The following is a 16,405-nucleotide window of genomic DNA, read 5'->3' as shown; positions in this document are numbered from 1 at the left end:
CTCGTGATCTGTGGATGGGTTCATAGATTGGTCAATTGCTCGTTTTCGTCGGCGGTCAGCTTTTCGACAGCATTCAGGAACTGCTGCATCTCTTCGGGCGTCAGCTTGGCGGTGAAATGATCGTTCACGGCATCGACGCCCTTGCGCGCCAGCGCCAGGACCTCGGCCCCGCGCGCGCTGAGCCGCACCTCGATCATGCGGCCGTCATTGCCGCCATAGGACCGTTCCAGCAGGCCCCGGGTTTCCATCGTGCGCAGCAACCGCGAGGTCGCCGGCCGGGTGATCCCGATATAATCGGCCAGCTCGGACGGGTTGGTCACGCCGTCATAGCCGACGCCCGTCAGCACGCACCACATCAGCCGCGTGATCCCGTATTTCGAAATACAGCGATCAAGCCGCGCCTGCATGGTCCGCGACAGGCGCGAGACCCGATAACCAAGCCGCGAGTGAAGATCATAATTTCGCATCTTTCTGCCTTTCGAAACAGACTTGACTAGATGGTTAACCATGTCAATCATCTGATTGCCATGGGTAATCAAATTTTGCCGCCATCTGGCGATCTGCTGGGCATGGCCACCAAGGGGAGGAAACCAATGCTTCGCAAAATACTGGCGGGTGCCGTCGCCACATTGCTGACATGTTCGATGCCAGTCCGGGCCGACGAACTCAAGCTGGCGCATTTCATGTCGCCACAGCATCCGATGGATCGTTTTGTGATGACGCCATTGGCCGAACGGGTGGCGGCGGCTTCGGGCGGCGATCTGACCATCAAGGTTTATCCCGGCGGGGAACTGGGCGCGGGGGCCAATCAACAATATCGCCGCGCGGTCACGGGCATTGCCGATATCGCCTTTAACCTGCCGCAATATACGCCGGCGCAATTCAAGCGCTCGGTGCTCTTGCATGTGCCGGGGCTTTTCACCTCGCCCCAGGAGGCGACGACCCGCATCTGGTCACAGATCGGCGCGCTGGACGAGGATTTTTCCGAGGTGCGCCTGCTGGCCTTTTGGACCAACAACCCCTCGATGCTGTTGACCCGCGACAAGCCGGTGCGTTCGCTGGCCGACCTCAGGGGGATGAAGGTGCGCATCCCCGACCCGGTATCCGGCTCGATCATCGAGGCATGGGGCGGGATACCGGTATCGCTGCCCGCGACCGAAACCTATAACGCGCTCAGCACCGGGATCGTCGACGCGCTGCTGATCGACGCATCGGCCGTCGGGTCCTACAAGCTGAACGAAATCACCAGATATGCCACGGTGAACATTCCCGGCGCGCTGTCGACCTTTTCGCTGATCATGAACAAGGCGTCCTGGGATCGTCTCAGCCCGGCGCAGCAGGCGGTGCTGACGCAGGAAACCGGCGAAAAGCTGTCGATCGAGGCGGCACAGGCGTTTCAGCGCGCCGGCGACGAGGGCATGGCGGCGCTGAAGGCCTCGAATGTCGAGATGATCACGCTGGACGATGCCAATCTTGGCGAATTCACCGCCGCGATGCAGGCGCCGGTCGAACGCTTTCTGACCGCGCAGGGCACCGAGCACGGCTTTGACGGCAAGGCCTTTGTCGACCGCTTTCGGATCAAGGATCAGGCCGCGCCATGACCGATGCGGACATGACCGATGCGGACAAGGCCGACGAAGAGGCCGGGGATCGCCTTGCCGGCGGGGCGGCCGAGCGATGGGCGGCGCGGCTGCTTGAGCTGTTGGGGGGCGCGGCGCTGGTGGCGCTGGCGGTGCTCACGGTGTCGGACGCGCTGTTGCGGTCCTTTGCCAACCGGCCGATCCGGGGCGCCAACGACATGATCCAGGTGCTGCTGGTGCTGGTGGTCGCGGCGGCGATTCCGCTCTGCATCCATGCCGGGCGCGCCATTGCCATCGACATCATCACCCGCCGCCTGCCCCATGGCGCGCGGCGGATCGTGGCGCGGCTGGTCAATCTGATCTGCGCGCTGGTGCTGGCGCTTCTGGCCTGGCGCTGTGCGGTCAATGCCCGCGAGGCCGCCCTTTTCGGAGAAACGACCATGCTGCTGCAAATCCCCTTTGGCCCCTTTTACTGGTGTCTGGCGGTGTCCTTTGTCGTTTCGGCGCTGCTTTTCGCGGTGCTGACCCTTTGCCCGGGGCGCTAACGGTGAGCGGGGCGTTCATCGGGCTCATGGGGTTCGCGGGGCTGTTCGGGTTGATGGCCATGGGCGTGCCGGTCGGACTTGCGCTGCTGGTGGCGGGGATTGCGGGCACGATTGCCATGACAGGCTGGTCGGCGGCGGCCTATACCCTGTCGGGACAGGCTTTCGCGACGGCATCCTATTACGAATTGTCGGTGCTGCCGCTGTTCATCCTGATGGGCAACCTTGCCTCGGCATCGGGGCTGAGCCGCGATCTTTACGAGGTCGCGCATCGCTGGATCGGGCATCTGCGCGGCGGGCTGGCGGGGGCGACGGTGCTGGGCTGCGCGGGCTTCGCGGCGCTTTCGGGATCCTCGATCGCCTCGGCCGTGACCATGGGGCGGGTGGCCTATCCCAATATGCGCCGCTTTGGCTATGGCGAAAGGCTGTCGACGGGGACCATCGCGGCGGGCGGCACTTTGGGCATCCTGATCCCGCCATCGACCGGCTTTGTGCTTTACGCCACGCTGACCGAGCAATCCATCGGCCGGCTGTTCATCGCGGGGATCCTGCCGGGGCTGATGCTGACCGGGCTGTTTCTGGTGGCCATCGCGGTCATCGTCACCCTGCGCCCGGCCGAGGGGCCGGCCACGCCGCCATCCGGCTGGGCCGAGCGCTGGCGCGCCACGCGGCGGGCGGCGGGGATCACCACCATCGTGCTTTTGACCATCGGCGGCATTTATGGCGGCATCTTCACCCCGGTCGAGGCCGCGGGCGTCGGCGCGGGCTTTGCCTTTCTGATGCTGGTCTTGCGGCGCAGGATGACGGGCGCGGTCATATCGCATGTGATCCGCGACACCCTGCGCACCACGGGGATGTGTTTCCTGATCCTGATCGGGGCCAGCGTATTCGCCCCCTTCATCGCGCTTTCGGGGCTTCCGGCGGTGGTGGCGGGCCGGTTCGACGCCCTGCCTCTGGGGCCGACGGGGACGCTCATGCTGATCATTCTGGCCTATGCAGTGCTGGGCATGGTGATCGAGGGGCTGTCGCTGATGGTGATCACCCTGCCCATCGTTTATCCGCTGGTGCTGGGGCTGGGCTATGACCCGATCTGGTTTGGCGTGATCATGGTGATCGTGCTGGAAATGGGGCTGATCAGCCCGCCGGTCGGGGTCAATTGCTTTGTCGTCTCGACCATCGCCCGCGATGTGCGGCTTGAAACCGTATTTGCGGGGGTGATCCCCTTTTGGCTGGCGATGATCGTGGCGGTTCTGTTGCTGATTGCCTTTCCACAGATCGCGACGCTCTTGCCCGACACCATGTTCAACGCCGCGCATTAGGCCAGGGGGGCCGGGGCACCGGCCCCTAACCGGCCCGAAGCGCACCTTTCAGATGCTGCGCCGTCTGGGGATCGGCGGGAAAGAACGCCTCGATGGCGAGTTCGGAAAGCAGCACATCCCGAGGCGTGCCGAAAACCGTGGTCGTCGAGATAAAGGACAGAACCCCGTCCGGCGTTTTCAGCCGCAGCGGCACGAACACCCCCACGGAAGCCGCGCCCTCATCCGGCCCCGGCACCGCCCCATAGCCCAGCAATTCGCGGCGCAGCTCGATCAGCACCTCGTCCTGCGTCGCCGCGATCTGTCGGCCGAGCCGATGCAACAGATGCGCCCGCCATTCGCCCAGATTTTCGATCCCGGGGGCAAGCCCCTGGGGATGCAAACTCAGCCGCAGCACATTGACCGGGGGCCGCAACAGCTCCGCATTCCCCACCCCCGATAAAAGCGGGCCAATGGCCGCATTGGCGTGAAGCATCTGCCAATGCCGGTCGATGGCCAGCGCGGGATAGGGCTCATGCCCCGCCAGAATGGTTTCCAGCGCGGCGCGGGCGGCCTTCATCTCGGGGTCGTCGAGGCCGCGTTCGGAATAGGCGGGCGCGAAACCCGCCGCCAGCAAGGCGGCATTGCGGTCGCGCAGCGGGATGTTCAGCCGGTCCGCCAGGTGGATGATCATATCGCGACTTGGCCGCGACCGCCCGGTTTCCAGAAAGCTCAGATGCCGCTGGGATATATCGGCCTCAAGCGCGCAATGAAGCTGGCTCAGCCGGTTCCGTTCCCGCCATGCGCGCAGATGATCCCCGATGCTGGCCATGTCCTGCGGTGCCATTCGCGATGCCCCCTTGTCCTGTCCTACGCCCCGAACGGGGACCGGATGCGGCCGGCGCCGTGCCGCCGCACCCGGTCGATCATGCCGCAAGTTCAGTTCCGAATCATGTAGGGTTCCCAGAAACCTGCGGCCGGCGCGATCTGTTCCACCACATCGACCATGACGCCGGCCGGATCGCGCGTCATGAAACGCCGTTGGCCCCATGCCTCATCCGTCAGCGGGTAAAGGATCGGCGCGCCGCCATCGCCAAGGCGCCGAAAGGCGGCGGCCGCGTCGCCGACCTCGACCGTCAGGATCATCCCCCGGCCGTCAAAGCGTTCCGGTCCGGGCGGATCAGAGGGATGGTCGGGATGCATGAAGGCCAGCACCGCCCCCCGCGCGCCCTCCTCACCCGGCCCGATGAGATAGAGAAACCAGCTTGCCTCGAACCCCACCTGAAAGCCGAAATGCCTGACATAAAAGTCGCGGGTCTCAGCCAGAAGCGGCGTCGTGATCAGTGGATAGAGATCGCGAATTTTCATCTGTTCTGCTCCGTTTTCGGCGGGCGGCGGGGGCTGGCCCCGGACGGGTTCCGCCGCATCAAGCGTGATCGTCGCGGCAAGACAGGCTGCGCAGCACATGCGGCGGAACGGGGCGGCGGTCATGCCCGCCCATATCATCTGGCGACCCCCGCAAAGCGCCGCGCGGCGCCCAGCTCGGCCATGGTGAAACAGGCGACGACACCCGCCTGAACCAGCACGAAACCCGCGCCCAGCAGGTTGGGCCCCGTGACCGGCAGGATCGCAAGGCTGGCCAGAACCCAGCCCGCATTGCCAAGAATGACCAGCCAGACCCCGCCCATCCAGGGCGGCGTCCCACGCGCCAGCAATGCCATGAACAGCGCGACCGGGATCAGCAGCCAGCCGGCGTAAAACAACAGGTCCCGCGGCAGCCCCAACCACGCCGCAAGCGCCGGCGCAAAGAGGATAAGCAAGGCCCCCATCAGGGCACAGGTCAGGGCATCGAAAGCAAGGATCTTGTTCAGTGTCATGATCGTTCTCCGGTTCGTTGATGAAACGATCTGACGCCGAATCGGTCGGTGAATCGATTACCTCGCAGGTAATGGCGCGCACCCGCCACCGATGCCGACGCGGGGTCCGGGCGTTCCGAAACCGGTGCCCGCGCCCTGTCCGGGACGGTCCCGGCGCATGGCGAATCGGACAAGGGTCGGATGCGGCGCCCCGCCCCTTTGCCCCCTCGGGTTGCGGCCCGCGATCCCCGCCATGCGGCACGGAAAAAGCGAACCGGCGAAAAAGCGCGCGGCGGGGCGTGCAAGCCCTCTCGAGCGGGCTTGCGCGGCGAATGATTTCCGCGCATCGCTTTTAGTCGGCCAATCCATTGGCCCGTAAACTTTCGTTTCCCGGTATTTCTGTCCGTTAGAAAGCGCGAACCATGACAGATCAGATCAATCCACTGGCAACCCACCACCTGCCACCCTTTATCACCGCGCCCGGACAGACCGATGGTCTGCTTGTCGGGATCGGTATCTTTCTCTTGTTTGTGGTGTTCCTTCTGGGCGTCACCTTCCTGTGGCTGCACAGCCTGCCCGAACGCGTCGCCCACAAGGGTCAGAAGCTGCAATTCGAGGTGGTGGCGATCCTGTGCCTGCTGGCGCTTTTCACCCATAACAACCTGCTATGGGGGATCGCGCTGATCCTGGCCTTTATCGATCTGCCCGATCTGGTGACGCCCCTGACCCGCATTTCGGACACGCTTGAGCGGGTGCTGTCCCGTGGCGACCGGACGCCGGGCAACAGGCCCGCCACCGCGCCCGAAGCACCCGCGCCCGCAGCGGCCGACATGACCACCGGGACGGAGCACTAAGCCATGCTGGAAGTCATTCTCTGTTCGCTGATCACCATCCTGCCCGATTATCTGTTCCGCCGCTATGTCCAGGGAAGGCGGCTCGGCAAGGAGATCACCTTTTTCTCGGTCTGGTATCAGCTGCGCTATGGCATCACCGGCTGTTTCATTCTGACCGTCGCGCTGATCACGGTGGTTTTCTATTATCACCCGTCATCGACCGCCGTCGCCGTTCAGTTCCGCACCATCCCGATCATCGCCGACGCCAATGGCCGCGTCGCCGAGGTCTATCTGGGCGTGAGCGACACGGTCAAAGCCGGCGATCCGCTGTTCCGTCTTGACACCTCGCGTCAGGAAGCGGCGGTCGAGACCCAGCGCAAGCGCATCGCCGAAGCCGATGCCGCGATGGTCGTCGCCGCCGCCGATGTGACCGCCGCGGATGGCAAGGTCGCCGAGGCACAGGCCACGCTGCAACAGGTTCAGGACGATCTGCGCATCAAGCGCAATCTGGTTCAAAGCGGCTCGAGCGCCGTCGCGCGCCGCGATCTGGAAACCCTTCAGGTCAGCGAAACCGCAGCCCAGGGCGCCCTTGCGGCGGCACAGGCCGCGCGCGATGCGGCCCAACAGCGTCTGGATACGCTTTTGCCGGCGCAAAAGGCCACGGCCGAGGCCGCGTTGCGCCAGGCCGAAATCGAGATCGAGAAATCGACCATCCGCGCCGGCGTCTCGGGCCGGGTCGAGCAATTCGCCCTGCGCCCCGGCGATGTCGTCAGCCCGATCCTGCGCTCGGCCGGGATCCTGATCCCCGACGAGGCCGGCCGCAGCTCGATTCAGGCCGGTTTCGGCCAGATCTCGGCGCCGGTCATCAAGGTGGGCATGATCGGCGAGGTGTCTTGCAACACCACGCCCTGGCGGGTCATTCCGGTCGTGGTCAACGACAAACAGAACTATATCGCCTCGGGCCAGTTCGGCGGCGGCGAACGGCTTGTCGATGTCAGCGACGTCCGCCGCGACGGTACGGTTCTGGTCTATCTCGAACCGCTTTATGCCGGGGGCTTCGACGATATCGTGCCGGGCAGCCAATGCATGGCGAACCTCTATTCCAACCATCACGACGAGATCGCGGACCCGAACACCTCGACGGGCCGGGGCCTTGCGCTGCATGCGGTCGATGCGCTTGGGCTGGTGCATGCGATGCTGTTGCGGATTCAGGTGGCGATGATGCCGTTCAAGACGCTGGTCTTTTCGGGCGGCCATTGACGACAGGGGCGGGGGCGCCGTCGCGCGCGCCCGCCCTGAACCCGGCGGGTCGCGGAATGCCGCATGCCCCCCGCGCGCCATGGATCCCTTGATCCCGAAGGTGCAATTTCCGGCCATATCTGATATGCTCTCGCCCGAGGACGGTTCGGCGCTTTCGCGGGCGGATGCCTCGCCCGGACCCGGGCCCTCCGCACAGGGAGGATGCAGCCATGCCCCGAGAAACAATTGGAAATCCACTTAGCTGGAGCGCGCAGAACCTGGCCGGGATCGGCCGTGGCGTCGGGGCGGCGGTGGATGGAATCAGCAGCCATGACACCGCAAGGCCCGTGGTCAACCGGATCGGCATGGCCGATATCCGCGCGTCGCTGCGCAACGGGGCCGACGATTTTCTGGCGCTTCGCTCGGATGTGATCACGGCGATGGCGCTTTATCCCGTCATCGGCTTCGTGCTTGCGGTCTGGGCCTTTCATGCCGGACAGGTGCATCTGCTTTTCCCGCTGATCGCCGGATTTCCGCTGGTCGGGCCGGTCGCGGCAATCGGTCTTTACGAGATGAGCCGACGCCGCGAACGGGGCGAGGACACGGATTGGTGGGCGGCGCTGTCCACGCTGCGGGGGCGGATCCTTGGGCCGGTGCTGATGCTTGGCCTGTTGCTCATGGCGATTTTCGTGCTCTGGCTTTTCGTTGCGCATGCGATCTGGGCCGCGACGCTTGGCCCCGTGCCGCATGACGGCATCTCGGCCTTTCTGCGCGACACCTTCACCACCGGCGCCGGCTGGACGATGATTGTCGTCGGAATGGGCACGGGCTTTGTCTTTGCGGCCGTGGTGCTTTGCGTCAGTCTGGTGTCCTTTCCGATGCTGATCGACCGCCCGGTCGGCGTGCCCGTGGCGCTGGCGACATCATGCGCGGTCGCGCGCCGGAACCCCGGAACGACCGCGCTTTGGGGGTTGATCGTGGCCTTGGCGCTGTTTCTGGGGACGATCCCGCTCTTTGTCGGGCTTATCGTCGTTTTGCCGATCCTTGGCCATGCGACATGGCATCTGTATCGCCGAGCGGTGACCTAGCCGACCCAGAGCGCTTGGCCATCGCAAACCGTTATCCGCCAGCTCGCGCGAAACGGGCTGACGACCTGCGCAGCGCGGCGGATGTCCCATGGTCGGGCACAGGTGGCGACCATCCAAAATAATAGATAATTTTTCCTGATCGCAAAATTTGTTTGCCGTATTCCGGCGAATCTGCCAAGCATCCGCAGCAGGTTTCGGCATTTTCATAGATAATACAGGGGGGCGGATGCAAATCGCACAGGAAACGGCTCTGAAAGACGCCATTGCCGCACCGGATCGGGCGGAAACCGATCTGGCCGCCGCGCTTTCTATCTATAATATGCCGTTCATGGATCTGCTGCACCGCGCCCATACGGTCCATCGCGCCCATTTCGACCCCAACCGCATCCAGCTGAGCCAGCTTTTATCGATCAAGACCGGCGGCTGCCCCGAGGATTGCGCCTATTGCGGCCAGTCGGCGCGCAACGGCGCGCAGCTTCCGGCCTCAAAGCTGATGGAGGTCGAGCGCGTGCTGGCCGAGGCGCGCAAGGCCAAGGCGGCCGGGGCGACGCGCTATTGCATGGGCGCCGCCTGGCGCGAACCCAAGGATCGCGACCTGCCGGTGCTTGAGGCGATGATCCGCGGCGTCCGCGATCTGGGGCTGGAATCCTGCATGACGCTTGGCATGCTCAGCACCGAACAGGCCCGGCGGCTAAGCGCGGCGGGGCTGGATTACTATAACCACAATATCGACACGTCCGAGGCATTCTATCCCGAGGTGATCGGCAGCCGGACCTTTGGCGACCGGATCGAGACGCTGGCGCGGGTGCGCGAAGCGGGGATAAAGGTCTGTTCCGGCGGCATCCTCGGCATGGGCGAGGCCATTGCCGACCGGGTCGCGATGCTGTTGACGCTGGCGCAATTGCCCGAACCGCCGGACAGCGTCCCGATCAACCTGTTGATGCCACAGGCCGGCACGCCGCTGGCCAAGGCCGAGCCGGTGGATCCGATCGCGCTGGTCCGGCTGATCGCGCTGGGTCGCATCCTGATGCCGCGTTCGGTGCTGCGGCTTTCGGCCGGCCGCACCGCGATGAGCGACGAGCTACAGGCGATGTGCTTCTTTGCCGGGGCCAATTCGATCTTTATGGGCGACAAGCTTCTGACCGCCGGCAACCCCGAGGCCGATCACGACCGGGCGCTGTTCGACCGGCTGGGTCTGCGCCCCGAGGCCGTGGATGCGCATGCGGGTCACGATGACGCTGGCCCCGTTTGAGCGCCTTTTGGGCGCATTGGATCAACGACAGCGCCGGCGCAGCCTGCAGCCGATCACCGGGCTGGACTTTGCCTCCAACGACTATCTGGGGCTTGCCGGCTCGGATCTGGTGCGTGATCTGGCGGTTGCGGCGCTGCGGCGGGGCGTGCCGCCCGGCGCCGGGGCCGCCCGCCTGCTGCGCGGCAATCACGACGCCTTTGCCCGGCTCGAAGACACCGCCGCCGCGCATTTCGGCAGTGCGGCGGCGCTTTATTTCGGCTCGGGCTTTGCGGCCAATCTTGGCCTTTTCGCGGGCCTGCCGGCGCAACGCGACCTTGTGCTGCATGACGCGCTGATCCATGCCTCAAGCCGCGACGGAATGCGGCTTGGCGCCGCCGAAAGCCGCAGCTTTGCCCATAACGACGTTCAGGCCGCCCGCACAGAGATCCGCGCTTGGCGAAAGACAGGCGGAACGGGACAGGTCTGGCTGGCCGTGGAAAGCCTTTATTCCATGGATGGCGACCGCGCGCCGCTGGCCGATTTCCACGATCTGGCGCAGGAATGCGACGGTTTTCTTGTGGTGGACGAGGCCCATGCGACAGGTGTCTGGGGTCCGCAAGGCCGGGGGTTTTCCGCCAGCATCGCGGGAAACGAACGGGTGGTCACCCTGCACACCTGTGGCAAGGCGCTTGGCGTGCAGGGGGCACTGATCTGCGCCGCCGCGCCGGTGATCCAGACCCTGATCAACCGCGCCCGCAGCTTTGTCTATTCCACCGCGCCCTCGCCCCTGCTGGCCGAGGTACTGCGCGGTGTGTTGATGGCCGGGGATGAGCTTGCCGCCCGCCGCGCCGCGCTGCGGGACCGGATCGACCGCCTGCCGGGCCTGTTGCGACGGCTGGACCTCGCGCCCTCGGGCAGTCAGATCCAGCCGATCCCGGTCGCGGGCGATGCCGCCTGTCTGGCGCTTGCGGGGCGGGTTCAGGCGCGGGGTTTCGACCTGCGGCCGATCCGCTCGCCCACCGTACCAAAGGGCGCCGAGCGGCTGCGCCTGTCGCTGACGCTGAACACCCCGGCCGAGGCGCTGGATACGCTGATCGCGGCGCTTGACCCATTGCTGCAAGAGGTGCGCCGATGCCCGCCATCATCGTGACCGGAGCCGATACCGATATCGGCAAGACCGTTTTCGCGGCGGGCCTGACCGCGCGCCTGAATGCGACCTATTGGAAGCCGATCCAGTCCGGGCTTGAGGGCGAAACCGACCGCCAGACGGTGGCACGCCTGACCGGGCGCCCGACCCTACCCGAGGCGGCGGTGTTTCGCCTGCCCGCCTCGCCGCATATCGCCGCGGCGGCAGAGGGGCGCCGGATCGACGAGACCGGCCTGATCCTGCCCGCGCTGCGCCCGCTAGTGGTCGAGGGCGCAGGCGGGCTTATGGTGCCGCTGAACGACGATGCCACGATGCTGGATCTGTTCGCGCGCTGGCGGGCGCCGGTGATCCTGTGCGCCCGCACCAGCCTTGGCACGATCAATCACAGCCTGCTTTCGCTGATGGCGCTGGCGGCGCGGGGGATCCCGGTGCTGGGCGTGGCCTTTATCGGCGATCCGGAACCCGAGGTCGAAACGACCATTGCCCGCATCGGCGGGGTCCGCCATCTCGGCCGCCTGCCCCGGCTCGCGACCCTTACCCCCGAAACCCTGCGAACGGCCTTTGATGCCGCCTTTCCGGCCGGGGTTTTCGACCTGCCTGACGGAGCTGACCGATGACATCCTCGCCGATCTGGCACCCTTTCACACAGCACGCGATCTTTCCCCAGATGCGCCGGATCGCCTCGGGCGCGGGGGGCTGGCTGACCGCGACGGATGGCGCGCGGATCTTTGATGCGATTTCCTCGTGGTGGGTGGTGACGCATGGCCATTGCCACCCCCGCATCGTCGAGGCGATCCGGGCGCAGGCCGGCGTGCTGGATCAGGTCATTTTCGCCGGCTACAGCCACGAGCCGGCCGAACGCTTTGCCGCCGCCCTGCTTGCGCGCGTGCCCGACAACCTGACCCGGGTCTTTTTCAGCGATTCCGGCTCGACCTCGGTCGAGGTGGCGCTGAAGATGGCGCTTGGCCATTTTCACCACCGTGGCGAAAGCCGCCACCGCGTCATCGTCATGCAGCACGGCTATCACGGGGATACGGTCGGCACCATGTCGGCGGGCGAAGGCGGCGCCTTTACCCAGCCATATGAGCCGCTTCTTTATGCCGTCGACCGGCTGCCCTTTCCGGCCCCGGGCGCTGAACAGGCGACGCTCGACCGGCTTGAGGTCCTGGCCGCGCAACCGGATGCCGCCGCGCTGCTGATCGAGCCGCTGGCCCTGGGCGCGGGCGGAATGCGCTTTTACACGCCCGCGATCCTGGCCGAGATGGCGGCGATCTGCGCCCGGCACGGCGTGCTTTTGATCGCCGACGAGGTGATGACCGGCTGGGGCCGCACCGGGCGTTTCCTGGCCTGCGACCATGCCGAGGTGCGCCCCGATATCCTGTGCCTGTCCAAGGGGATCACCGGCGGGCATCTGCCGCTTGCGGTGACGCTCTGCAATGAGGAAATCTTTCGTGCGCATTGGTCGACGGACCGGCGGCGGACCTTTTTCCATTCCTCGTCCTATACCGCCAATCCGATCGCCTGCGCGGCGGCCGAGGCCAATCTGGCCATCTGGGCCGACGAGCCGGTGCAACAGCGGATCGACGCGATCACAGCGATTCAGGCCGCGGCCGTCGGGGCGCTGGCCGGGGCCAGGGGGCTTTGCAACCTGCGCAGCCTCGGCACCATCCTTGCCGCCGAAATCGGCAGCACGGATGCCGGCTATACGGCGGACATCACCCCGGATCTGATGAATTTCTTTCAAAGCCGCGACCTGCTGATCCGGCCAATCGGCCAGACCGTCTATCTTTTGCCGCCCTATTGCAGCACGGCGGCCGAATTGCGCCGCTGTCACGAGGCGCTGGCCGAGGCGGGCGATGCCTTTGGCTGAGCGCGGCGTGGCCTGGGCCGGTTTCGGGCATCATGTGCCCGAACGCCGGGTCCCCAATGCCGAGATCGAGGCAGAGCTGGCCCTGCCCGCCGGCTGGATCCGCGCCCGCAGCGGGATCGAGGCCCGCCATTACGCCGCCCCCGATCAGGCGCTGAGCGATCTTGCCATTCCGGCCGGGGCGATGGCGCTGAGCGGGGTGGACCCGGGCGAGGTGGGGCTGCTTTTGCTGGCGACTTCGACGCCGGACCACCTGTTGCCGCCGACCGCGCCGCTCGTCGCGCATCGGCTAGGCCTGAGCTGTGGCGCGGTCGATCTGGCGGGGGCCTGCGCCGGTTTTCTGCATGCGCTGGTGCTGGGCGCGGGCCATGCGCGGATGACGGGACAGTCGGTGCTGGTGATCGCCGCCAACCTGCTGAGCCGCCGGATCGATCCCGCCGAAACCGCAAGCCGCGTGCTTTTTGCCGATGGCGCGGGGGCCGTTCTGTTGCGACCCTCGTCCAATCCGGCCGAGGGGCTGCGTTCGGCCGTGCTGCGCTCGGACGGGGCGGGGTACGATCTGATCGGCATCCCGCGCGGCGGCTCGCGCCTGCCGTTTGATGCGCCGGGCAAAGGCGGGCTGCGCATGGCGATGCGGGATGGCCGCAAGGTCTTTGCCGCCGCGGTCGAGGGCATGACCCGTTCCGCCAGCCAGGCGCTGGCCGAGGCCGGGATCGCCGCCGCCGATCTCATGGCCTGGCTGCCGCATCAGGCCAATGCCCGCATCATCGACAAGGTCGGCGCCAATCTGGGGCTTGGGGGCGTCGAATGGCTGGGGGCGCTGGCGCAATACGGCAATTCCTCGGCCGCGACCATGCCGCTTGCGCTGTCGCTGCGCATGGGCCGGGAACCGGCCCTGCCCGGCGGCCCGGTGCTGCTAAGCGCGTTCGGCGCCGGCACGATCTGGGGCGCGGCCGTCTGGCAGCATCGGCCATGACAGCGACCGCGCGAAAGGCCGCGCCGGGATCGGAAAAGCGGGCGATCGGCGTCTGCCCCCCCTCGGCCATGGCGGCCCGGGGGCGTGAACGCGCCAAAGCCCATCCGCCATGAAACCACGGATCAGTATCGACGAAACACCCGGGCCAAGACGCCACAGAACCGCCCATGGCATCGCAAATATCCCATTCGGGCCGGATTGACCGAAACCACAGGCCAGAACCGATCGCGAATATCGACCGGCTGCCTGAACGATCTGAAAGGATTTGGTGGAGCCGAGGGGAATCGAACCCCTGGCCTCGTCATTGCGAACGACGCGCTCTACCAACTGAGCTACGGCCCCATACGGCGCGCTGTTTGCCCCCCCGCGCGGGCTTTGTCAAGCGGTGATGACAGCGGCGCGGCGCAAGCGCGCCGCGCCCGGCATTCGGGTCACTGGGGCAGCGCAAAGGCCACCAGCTGATCGCCGACCTGCGGCTTGATGATCGAATTGCCGCCGGCGGTGAACAGCACATATTGCCGCCCCTTGTAATCGAACACCGCCGGGATCGAGACCGCCGGCGCGTCGACCTGGGCCTTCCACAGTACCTTGCCGGTCCGCGCGTCCAGCGCCCGCACCCGCGCATCCATCGAGGCACCGATAAAGATCAGCCCGCTGCGCGTCACCACCGGCCCGCCAATGGTCGGCGAGCCCCAGCTTTCGGGCATGTAAAAGCCCCATTGCTGAACCTGACCAAACGGTTCCTTCCACAGCGTTTCGCCGGTTTTCAGGTCAATGGCGGCGATCACACCAAAGGGCGGCTTCCAGCAGGGCATGCCCAGCGGATTCATGAAATTCGTAAGCCGGAACCCATAGGGCGCGCCGTTCATCGGGAACAAGCCGCCGCTGGCCTCGCTGCCGCCGCTGGTCAGCTGGTCATATTCCCCGCGCGCGATCAGCTGATAGATCTGCACGACATTCGAGCTGTTGATGTAATAGATGCCGGTTTCGGGATCGACGGCACCGCCGCCCCATTGCATGCCCCCCGCCGTCGCCGGAAAGGCCAGCGAGCCTTGCAGCGAGGGCGGCGTATAGCGCCCTTCATAGCGCAGCTTTTCGAATTCGCGCGAGCACCAGCCCAGCGAGGCCGTGTCGGCCAGCCCCCAGACCCCACCCCAATCGTCATTGGTCAGGGGCGCGGGCAGCGTCGGATAGGGCTGGGTCGGCGACGCGCTTTCGCCCGGCACGTCGCTGGCCGGATAGGGGCGTTCCTCGATGGGGAAAACCGGCTCTCCGGTCAGACGGTTCAGCACGAAGGCCATGCCCATCTTGCTGGTCGCGACCAGCGCGGGCACCGTGCCGCCATCCTTGGGAATATCGATCAGCGCCGGTGCGGCATTGATGTCATAATCCCAGATGTCGTGATGAACCAATTGCCGCGACCAGACCACCTGTCCGGTATCGCCGTTCAGCGCCGTGATCGAGGTCGCATGTTCGATTGGCCGGGTCAGCCGGTCGCCGCCATAGAAATCCGGGCTGGGCGAGGATACCGGCAGATAGACCAGACCATTCGCCACATCGACCGACATCGCGGTCCAGACATTGGCGGTGCCGGTCTTGCCCGGATAACCTTCGGGAATGCTATAGAATTTCCACCGCAATTCGCCGGTGCGCGCGTCGATGGCATGGACCGAACCCAGGGGGTTTTCGCTGTCCACCCAATCCTTGCCGGCCCAACCCAAAAGCAGCATGTCCTTATAGACCGTGGGCGGCTGCAACTGCGACAGCGGGAAATTCGCGCCGGGCTTGTTCCACTGATTCACGTCCAGAATGCCGCCCTTGCCGAAATCGGCGCATAGCGCGCCGGTATCGGCATCCAGCGCATGCAATTGCCCCGACATGGTGCCGATATAGACGCGCTTGCTGCATGGCCCGGTGGCGCCATCGGCCGCCTGCCAATAGGTCACGCCGCGATTTTTCAGCTCGGGCTGGGTAAGGGCCTTGAGCTCGGTCTTGGGGTCATAGCTCCACCTGACCTTGCCGGTATCCGGCTCGACCGCGATCACCCGATAAAAGGGCGTGCCGATATAGACCGTGTCATTGGCCACGATGGGCGTCGCCGACCAGACCGTGCCGGGGATATCGCCCTTGCCATCGGACAGGTCGCCGGTGTGCAGTTCCCAGACCTTTTCAAGCTGGCCGACATTTTCCGGCGTGATCTGGGTCGAGGCGGAATATTTCTGCGCCATCGCATTGCCGTGGAAATTCGTCCAGTCGGCTTGCTGGGCAAGGCTCGGCGCGGCCATGAGGCCAAGAACGGATGCAAGTGTCAGAATGCGCATGATCACGACCTCGCCGCCATGACAAAGGCGGCCCAACAGATCAGGACCGCGAACATCGCGCCCATCACCCAGCCGCTTTCCAGAAACCAGGCCGCCAGCGCGGTCAGCAACGCCCCGATCAGCACCAGCACGACAAAGGTGGTGCGCAAGGCGCCCGGCCGCAAACGCCCGATCAGGATCGCGGCCAGCACCAGCGCGCCGCAACCAAAGATGGCAAGTCCGGCCCCCGCCGTGCCGGCAATCCCCGAGTCGCGCCGAAAGAAATCGGCAATCGCGATTCCCAGCCCCAGAACGGCGGGAACCGCCATGATATTGGCGATCAGCTCTTCTCGGGCGCGCTCGATCCGGCCCCGATAAGCGGTTGTTTCAACCATGAATCCACTCCATCTGTTCTGCTCGCGCCCGGTTTTCGCCGGCGTGTTTGGGAATG

Annotated in this window: 17 protein-coding genes and 1 tRNA gene; 11 read left to right on the top strand and 7 right to left on the bottom strand. The window is 65.8% G+C overall.

Features of this window, described 5'->3' with window-relative positions:
- Window positions 1–20 precede the first annotated feature (20 nt).
- On the bottom strand, window positions 21–467 hold the full coding sequence (locus ACFOMH_RS07920; RefSeq protein ID WP_374424886.1) for a MarR family winged helix-turn-helix transcriptional regulator: 447 nt from the start codon (window positions 465–467) through the stop codon (window positions 21–23).
- 126 nt (window positions 468–593) lie between these two features.
- On the opposite strand from ACFOMH_RS07920, the gene ACFOMH_RS07915 reads away from it, so the two are divergent.
- The 3 genes from ACFOMH_RS07915 to ACFOMH_RS07905 are packed head-to-tail and all read left to right on the top strand — an operon-like array spanning window position 594 to window position 3,441.
- A complete protein-coding gene (locus ACFOMH_RS07915; protein ID WP_377743741.1) occupies window positions 594–1,601 on the top strand; it encodes a TRAP transporter substrate-binding protein in 1,008 nt (335 codons plus the stop codon).
- Complete coding sequence (locus ACFOMH_RS07910) at window positions 1,598–2,125, top strand: TRAP transporter small permease (protein ID WP_377743739.1); 528 nt, start codon at window positions 1,598–1,600, stop codon at window positions 2,123–2,125. Before ACFOMH_RS07915 ends, ACFOMH_RS07910 begins: the two co-directional genes overlap by 4 nt.
- Before the next feature lie 2 nt (window positions 2,126–2,127).
- Entirely contained in the window at window positions 2,128–3,441 is a 1,314-nt protein-coding gene (locus ACFOMH_RS07905) for a TRAP transporter large permease (RefSeq protein WP_377743738.1), read from the top strand.
- Window positions 3,442–3,466: 25 nt separating this feature from the next.
- Here ACFOMH_RS07905 and ACFOMH_RS07900 read toward each other — a convergent pair whose 3' ends face one another.
- The 3 genes from ACFOMH_RS07900 to ACFOMH_RS07890 form a co-directional block, all read right to left on the bottom strand.
- Window positions 3,467–4,264 carry a helix-turn-helix domain-containing protein gene (locus ACFOMH_RS07900; RefSeq protein ID WP_377743737.1) on the bottom strand — a complete coding sequence of 266 codons (798 nt, stop codon included), beginning with the start codon at window positions 4,262–4,264 and terminating at the stop codon, window positions 3,467–3,469.
- Between the two features lie 92 nt (window positions 4,265–4,356).
- A complete protein-coding gene (locus ACFOMH_RS07895; RefSeq protein WP_374424878.1) occupies window positions 4,357–4,908 on the bottom strand; it encodes a VOC family protein in 552 nt (183 codons plus the stop codon).
- 11 nt (window positions 4,909–4,919) lie between these two features.
- Window positions 4,920–5,294 carry a hypothetical protein gene (locus ACFOMH_RS07890; RefSeq protein ID WP_374424876.1) on the bottom strand — a complete coding sequence of 125 codons (375 nt, stop codon included), beginning with the start codon at window positions 5,292–5,294 and terminating at the stop codon, window positions 4,920–4,922.
- A gap of 401 nt (window positions 5,295–5,695) precedes the next feature.
- On the opposite strand from ACFOMH_RS07890, the gene ACFOMH_RS07885 reads away from it, so the two are divergent.
- The 8 genes from ACFOMH_RS07885 to ACFOMH_RS07850 all read left to right on the top strand — a co-directional run bounded on the left by ACFOMH_RS07885 (window position 5,696) and on the right by ACFOMH_RS07850 (window position 13,654).
- Window positions 5,696–6,127: a hypothetical protein gene (locus ACFOMH_RS07885; protein WP_374424875.1), complete on the top strand. Its 432-nt coding sequence runs from the start codon at window positions 5,696–5,698 to the stop codon at window positions 6,125–6,127.
- Window positions 6,128–6,130: 3 nt separating this feature from the next.
- A complete protein-coding gene (locus tag ACFOMH_RS07880; RefSeq protein WP_374424873.1) occupies window positions 6,131–7,366 on the top strand; it encodes an HlyD family secretion protein in 1,236 nt (411 codons plus the stop codon).
- 209 nt (window positions 7,367–7,575) lie between these two features.
- Window positions 7,576–8,433 (top strand): DUF2189 domain-containing protein, encoded by an 858-nt coding sequence (locus ACFOMH_RS07875; RefSeq protein WP_377743736.1) that lies wholly within the window; start codon window positions 7,576–7,578, stop codon window positions 8,431–8,433.
- 226 nt (window positions 8,434–8,659) lie between these two features.
- Window positions 8,660–9,685, top strand: a complete 1,026-nt coding sequence (gene bioB, locus ACFOMH_RS07870; protein WP_377743734.1) for a biotin synthase BioB — start codon at window positions 8,660–8,662, stop codon at window positions 9,683–9,685.
- Window positions 9,666–10,814, top strand: a complete 1,149-nt coding sequence (locus ACFOMH_RS07865; RefSeq protein WP_377743732.1) for an 8-amino-7-oxononanoate synthase — start codon at window positions 9,666–9,668, stop codon at window positions 10,812–10,814. Before bioB ends, ACFOMH_RS07865 begins: the two co-directional genes overlap by 20 nt.
- A complete protein-coding gene (bioD, locus tag ACFOMH_RS07860; RefSeq protein ID WP_377743731.1) occupies window positions 10,796–11,428 on the top strand; it encodes a dethiobiotin synthase in 633 nt (210 codons plus the stop codon). The genes ACFOMH_RS07865 and bioD overlap by 19 nt, the downstream gene beginning before the upstream one ends.
- Window positions 11,425–12,681, top strand: coding sequence for an adenosylmethionine--8-amino-7-oxononanoate transaminase (locus ACFOMH_RS07855; protein ID WP_377743729.1), 1,257 nt, complete (start codon window positions 11,425–11,427; stop codon window positions 12,679–12,681). The genes bioD and ACFOMH_RS07855 overlap by 4 nt, the downstream gene beginning before the upstream one ends.
- Window positions 12,668–13,654, top strand: coding sequence for a beta-ketoacyl-ACP synthase 3 (locus ACFOMH_RS07850; protein ID WP_377743727.1), 987 nt, complete (start codon window positions 12,668–12,670; stop codon window positions 13,652–13,654). Before ACFOMH_RS07855 ends, ACFOMH_RS07850 begins: the two co-directional genes overlap by 14 nt.
- A gap of 266 nt (window positions 13,655–13,920) precedes the next feature.
- Here ACFOMH_RS07850 and ACFOMH_RS07845 read toward each other — a convergent pair.
- From ACFOMH_RS07845 to ACFOMH_RS07835, 3 genes are all read right to left on the bottom strand, one after another.
- Window positions 13,921–13,996: transfer RNA gene (locus ACFOMH_RS07845), tRNA-Ala, on the bottom strand.
- A gap of 89 nt (window positions 13,997–14,085) precedes the next feature.
- Window positions 14,086–15,975, bottom strand: a complete 1,890-nt coding sequence (locus tag ACFOMH_RS07840) for a pyrroloquinoline quinone-dependent dehydrogenase (RefSeq protein WP_377743726.1) — start codon at window positions 15,973–15,975, stop codon at window positions 14,086–14,088.
- Window positions 15,976–15,977: 2 nt separating this feature from the next.
- On the bottom strand, window positions 15,978–16,349 hold the full coding sequence (locus ACFOMH_RS07835) for a hypothetical protein (protein WP_374424858.1): 372 nt from the start codon (window positions 16,347–16,349) through the stop codon (window positions 15,978–15,980).
- Between the last annotated feature and the right edge of the window lie 56 nt (window positions 16,350–16,405).

This window comes from Paracoccus mangrovi (assembly GCF_042648425.1).
GTDB lineage: Bacteria > Pseudomonadota > Alphaproteobacteria > Rhodobacterales > Rhodobacteraceae > Paracoccus > Paracoccus mangrovi.
This window is presented reverse-complemented; position numbering and strand designations above follow the sequence as displayed.

Excerpts from the sequence above, each read along its gene's own strand:
- ACFOMH_RS07915 (WP_377743741.1), top strand. The coding sequence starts at position 594 with ATGCTTCGCAAAATACTGGCGGGTGCCGTCGCCACATTGCTGACATGT.
- ACFOMH_RS07840 (WP_377743726.1), bottom strand. The coding sequence starts at position 15,975 with ATGCGCATTCTGACACTTGCATCCGTTCTTGGCCTCATGGCCGCGCCG.
- ACFOMH_RS07865 (WP_377743732.1), top strand. The coding sequence starts at position 9,666 with ATGACGCTGGCCCCGTTTGAGCGCCTTTTGGGCGCATTGGATCAACGA.
- ACFOMH_RS07895 (WP_374424878.1), bottom strand. The coding sequence starts at position 4,908 with ATGACCGCCGCCCCGTTCCGCCGCATGTGCTGCGCAGCCTGTCTTGCC.
- bioB (WP_377743734.1), top strand. The coding sequence starts at position 8,660 with ATGCAAATCGCACAGGAAACGGCTCTGAAAGACGCCATTGCCGCACCG.
- ACFOMH_RS07885 (WP_374424875.1), top strand. The coding sequence starts at position 5,696 with ATGACAGATCAGATCAATCCACTGGCAACCCACCACCTGCCACCCTTT.
- ACFOMH_RS07850 (WP_377743727.1), top strand. The coding sequence starts at position 12,668 with ATGCCTTTGGCTGAGCGCGGCGTGGCCTGGGCCGGTTTCGGGCATCAT.
- ACFOMH_RS07835 (WP_374424858.1), bottom strand. The coding sequence starts at position 16,349 with ATGGTTGAAACAACCGCTTATCGGGGCCGGATCGAGCGCGCCCGAGAA.
- ACFOMH_RS07900 (WP_377743737.1), bottom strand. The coding sequence starts at position 4,264 with ATGGCACCGCAGGACATGGCCAGCATCGGGGATCATCTGCGCGCATGG.
- ACFOMH_RS07920 (WP_374424886.1), bottom strand. The coding sequence starts at position 467 with ATGCGAAATTATGATCTTCACTCGCGGCTTGGTTATCGGGTCTCGCGC.
- ACFOMH_RS07910 (WP_377743739.1), top strand. The coding sequence starts at position 1,598 with ATGACCGATGCGGACATGACCGATGCGGACAAGGCCGACGAAGAGGCC.
- bioD (WP_377743731.1), top strand. The coding sequence starts at position 10,796 with ATGCCCGCCATCATCGTGACCGGAGCCGATACCGATATCGGCAAGACC.
- ACFOMH_RS07880 (WP_374424873.1), top strand. The coding sequence starts at position 6,131 with ATGCTGGAAGTCATTCTCTGTTCGCTGATCACCATCCTGCCCGATTAT.
- ACFOMH_RS07855 (WP_377743729.1), top strand. The coding sequence starts at position 11,425 with ATGACATCCTCGCCGATCTGGCACCCTTTCACACAGCACGCGATCTTT.
- ACFOMH_RS07890 (WP_374424876.1), bottom strand. The coding sequence starts at position 5,294 with ATGACACTGAACAAGATCCTTGCTTTCGATGCCCTGACCTGTGCCCTG.
- ACFOMH_RS07875 (WP_377743736.1), top strand. The coding sequence starts at position 7,576 with ATGCCCCGAGAAACAATTGGAAATCCACTTAGCTGGAGCGCGCAGAAC.